The sequence below is a fragment of the Phycisphaerae bacterium genome, assembly GCA_012729815.1.
Classification (GTDB): Bacteria; Planctomycetota; Phycisphaerae; order JAAYCJ01; family JAAYCJ01; genus JAAYCJ01.
On sequence record JAAYCJ010000230.1, the window covers coordinates 1 to 4267 of the forward strand.

Sequence of the window (4267 nt, forward strand, 5' to 3'; positions counted from 1 at the left end):
CCCAGCTTCGCACCGGATTTGATCTTGCCGAGCGTTTTGGCCTCCGGCTCGACGATCGTGATCCGCATATCGCCGACCTTTCGGCCGTTCGTGTTCTCCTGGGTCACGTAGTCCCTAAAGTCGTACCGACCCGCCAATGCGCCTTCAGCCAGAACCCGGCCGACCTCTTCGCCGTCGAATCCTGCGACCGAGGCGTGCAGGGCAAGGGCGACCTTGGCCGCTCCGAGCCGGTCCGCCCGGCGCGCGGCGACGCCGGCTGCCTGCCGCAGCGTGTTGAGCTTGAGGTCCTCTTGCTTACCCAAACCCACCAACATCACCCGCGGACAAGGCGACTTGCCGTTCACGTAGACCACCGCCGTCTCGTTGGCCTTGCCGGCAAAGTCGCCGAGCTTTAGCAGATCGGCAATCTTGCCGTCGGCTGCCTTGTCGAGCTTCGCGAACGCCGCGGGAACCGACCGGCTATCCTGATACAGGCCGATCGCCATCAGGTCGGCCTTAAACTCCTCGAACTTCACCTGCTGCGTAACCACCGTCGTCTTGCCTTGTTTGGCCATTCCACCGTCTCCTTCATCGTCGTCAAAGATACTGGGAATGATAGTCGCGCGGTCGGCCATTGTAAACCGAAGGCCCGGCTGCCGGGGCGGAGAAACTCGGAACACCCAGAATATTCGCATTTCTCCGCAACAGGCACGTGGCCCAGCCGCTCTTCCGTCAACTCCTGCTGGACCTTGGGCGGCTGGGAGGGTACAATCGGTCTTTCGCGGTCCTTTGAAATCTGCCGCGCAGGAGGATGCAGTGGAAATGACGTCACGCCAGCGAGTGCTCACGACGCTTGCCCACCGCGAACCGGATCGGGTGCCGCGGGATCTTGGAGGAACCGAGTCGTCGGGAATGACGGCTTACGCCATGGGCGATCTGCTGAGCCACCTCCAGATGCCGACCGAGTTGAAGGTCTTCGAGCCGTATCAGTACGTGGCCTACGTCGGCGATCCGCTCAAGGCGAGGTTCGGCATCGACACCGCCAACCTGACCCCCGAGCCGAAACGCTGGATGCACCAGACGAACCCTCGCGGCTTGGACGTGCTGTTGCCGGAGGGTTGGCGCGAGACGACCGACGAACAGGGCGTAACGACCGTGCGAAGCGCCGACGGACGGGAGGTCGCCCGGCGGCCCGGAGGCGGCTACTACTTCGACCCGATCAATCCGCCGCTGGAAAACGTCTCGAGCGCCGCGGAAATCGAGAAGTACAGGGAGACCATGTTTTCGTTCGATTATCCTTCGTTCGCGGACGAGTCGGCGGACGACCTGCGGCAACGGGCGCAGTTGCTCCACGCGGGCGGCGAGTGCGTGGTGTTCAATCTCTGTTGCCACGTGCTGGCCGCTGGGCAACTGCTTCGCGGCTACGAGAATTTCATGGTCGATCTGATGAGTGACGAGAAGATGACCGCCGCCCTGCTGGACTGCCTGATCGAGGGGTATCGCCGGCGCGTCGAAAAACTCGCGCCCCTCTTGAAAGACAGCGTGGACGTGGTCCTGCTCAACGATGACCTGGGCACCCAAAACGGCCCGATGCTCTCGCCGGCGGTCTACCGGGAGAGGATCAAGCCGTACCAGCGGGCGCTCTTCGCCCACGTCAAGCGGGCCTTCGGCAAACCCATTCTCTTCCACTCGTGCGGCGCGGTCCGGGCGTTTATTCCCGACCTGATCGAGATCGGCGTCGACGCGCTCAACCCGGTTCAACTGAGCGCGGACGGCATGGATCTGCGGGGCCTCAAGCGGGACTTCGGCAAGGACCTGACGTTCTGGGGCGGCGGTATCGATACCCAGACCGTGCTGAACCACGCATCGCCGTCCAAAGTGGCGGAGGCGGTCCGGCGGAGCGTGGACGTTCTTGCTCCCGGCGGCGGCTTCGTGTTCTGCCAGGTGCACAATATTCAGCCGGACGTGCCTCCCGGGAACGTTATGGCCATGTACAACGCGCTGGACGCGTGCGGCACGTACTGAGGCTGCCCGTTGAGGGCGGCTGGGGTTTGCTGTATCCTGTCGAGCAACCAAACACACACGACGAGGAGGACGTCATGAAGAGCTATCGCAAGGAACTGTGGTTCAGCGTGCCGCAGCGGCGGCAGATGGTCAACATCACCGGCGAGGTCCGCGAGTGCCTGCGCGAGAGCGGCATTCGCGAAGGCTTGTGCCTGGTCAATGCGATGCACATCACCGCCAGCGTCTTTATCAACGACGACGAGGGTGGATTGCATCAGGATATGGAGGTCTGGCTCGAGAAGCTGGCGCCGGAAAAACCGCACTCGCAGTATCGCCACAACAACGGCGAGGACAACGCCGATGCGCACCTGAAGCGCACGATCATGGGCCGCGAGGTCGTGGTGGCGATCACCGACGGCGATTTCGACTTCGGGCCGTGGGAGCAGATCTTCTACGGCGAGTTCGACGGCCGGCGTAAGAAACGCGTGCTGGTCAAGATCATCGGGGAATAGCGACCCGAACAAAGCGGTGTACCCATGACGAAGCTGAACGTCCTCGTGGTCGGCGGTGGGATGATCTCGCAGGAAGTGATCTTCCCCACCGTATTCCAACTCCGCCGGTCGGGCAACGTCGATCGGGTGTTGATCGCCACACGACGGTCTGCGACGATCCGGACCATCCGCAGGCTTTTCCCTGATGAGCCGTTTGAGGCCTGGCCGGACCCCGATACGGCCTCGCCCGAGGCATCGCATCCGAACGCCTATATGGACGCCATCGCCGCCCTGCCGAGGCCCGGAGCGGTCATTGTGGCCACGCCGGACCATCTCCACACGCCTGTCATACTCGAGGCCATCGACGCCGGGTTCGACTGCATCGTCGAAAAGCCGCTGTGCCTGAAGGTCCAGGAGGCCCACCGGATCGACGCCGCGGCCAAGGCCAAGGGCCTGTACGTCAACACCGACTTTCACAAGCGTCACGACAACGCCCTGCGGGCCTGCCGGTACAAGTACCAGCGCGGTCAGATGGGCGAGGCCCTGTGCAGCCACGCCTGGATCGAGGAACGCCGGGAAATGCCGCTCAAGAACTTCGCCCTCTGGGCCGAAAACAGCAGCAGCTTCGAGTACATCGGATGCCACTACGTGGACATGTTTTATTACATCACGGGCCTGCGGCCGCGGAAGGTTCTGGCGTTCGGCCAGAAGAAGTTCCTGCCCCAACACGGCAGCCAAGCCTACGACGCCGTGCAGGCCGTGATCGAGTGGGAAAACGACGCGGTTCAGTACGTCCAGACCTCATGGGTGCTGCCCGACGCCAACCCGAACCTGACTAACCAGGGCTTCCAGGTCACCTGCACCGAAGGCGAGTTCCGGGCTGACAACGCCGACCGCCACAGCAACTTCGTCACCACCGCCAACGGCTTTGAGCGATTTAACCCCCACTTCTTCAAGCCTTTCACCGACTGGGACGACCCCGATCGCGACCTGTGGGAAGGCTACGGCGGCCAGAGCATCATCCAGCCGCTGGACGACATCGCCCGCCTTTGTAAACGGACGGTCGGCCTGAGCGGTGCGGACGCCCTGGCGGCCCGCCGAGCAATGATCGAGAAACTGGCCCTGACCCGGCCGGTACCTGCCCAGGCACTGATCTCCACCGCCGTCCTCGAAGCGGCCATGCTGAGCCTGGCCCACGGCAGCATTGCGGTTGGCTTCGATGGCGATCTCCAGCCACAGCTCATCTGAAGAATGCCAATATTAGACCGACGGTCCGGTATTAGCTCCTCTTTTTTGGCATCTTTGGGCTATTGGGCGGATATTCCTTGACCATTGGCCGTAAATTAACCATACTGCTGGTATGGATTACGGGACGCAGGCCGTCTACGACAGCAAGGCCCCACGGATCGCCCGACGCTTGGCACAGGACATCGCGGGTGGGCGGTTTCCACAGAGCAGCATGCTGCCGCCGGAACGGGAGCTGGCCCGCAGCTACGGCATTTCGCGGATGACGATGCGGAAGGTGCTGTCGATGCTGGCTGAGCGGGGCGATCTGGTCAAGGTGCCGCAGCGAGGGGTGATGGTGGCCGCCGGCGCGGCGCCGATCGTCTCGCAGACTCCCACCGCCACCGCCCTGTCGCGGAACGGGCGCAGCACGATCGCCGCGGTGTGGGCGGCTGAGCCGGACGTGCATCTGGTCGATATCCGCGAAGGGGTCAAGCGTTACGCGGCGGAGAACGATCTGGCGTTCCAGATGTTCCTGTCGTCGCAAGGGCACGATCAGGCCCTTCGCG

General features: G+C 63.3%; 5 protein-coding genes. 4 read left to right on the forward strand and 1 reads right to left on the reverse strand.

Annotation, left to right across the window (positions count from 1 at the left end):
• Positions 1 to 554: hypothetical protein (locus GXY33_15180; protein ID NLX06480.1), on the reverse strand; the 554-nt coding region annotated here is incomplete at its 3' end.
• Positions 555 to 795: 241 nt separating this feature from the next.
• Here GXY33_15180 and GXY33_15185 point away from each other — a divergent pair.
• The 4 genes from GXY33_15185 to GXY33_15200 all read left to right on the forward strand — a co-directional run.
• Positions 796 to 2004 (forward strand): hypothetical protein, encoded by a 1209-nt coding sequence (locus GXY33_15185; protein ID NLX06481.1) that lies wholly within the window; start codon positions 796 to 798, stop codon positions 2002 to 2004.
• Between the two features lie 74 nt (positions 2005 to 2078).
• Positions 2079 to 2495, forward strand: a complete 417-nt coding sequence (locus GXY33_15190; GenBank protein NLX06482.1) for a YjbQ family protein — start codon at positions 2079 to 2081, stop codon at positions 2493 to 2495.
• A gap of 24 nt (positions 2496 to 2519) precedes the next feature.
• Positions 2520 to 3722 (forward strand): Gfo/Idh/MocA family oxidoreductase, encoded by a 1203-nt coding sequence (locus GXY33_15195; GenBank protein ID NLX06483.1) that lies wholly within the window; start codon positions 2520 to 2522, stop codon positions 3720 to 3722.
• A 112-nt stretch (positions 3723 to 3834) separates the two neighbouring features.
• Positions 3835 to 4267: GntR family transcriptional regulator (locus GXY33_15200; GenBank protein NLX06484.1), on the forward strand; the 433-nt coding region annotated here is incomplete at its 3' end.

What these genes read in the sequence shown, in the direction of transcription:
- GXY33_15190 (NLX06482.1), top strand. Translation starts at nt 2,079, where the DNA reads ATGAAGAGCTATCGCAAGGAACTGTGGTTCAGCGTGCCGCAGCGGCGG.
- GXY33_15195 (NLX06483.1), top strand. Translation starts at nt 2,520, where the DNA reads ATGACGAAGCTGAACGTCCTCGTGGTCGGCGGTGGGATGATCTCGCAG.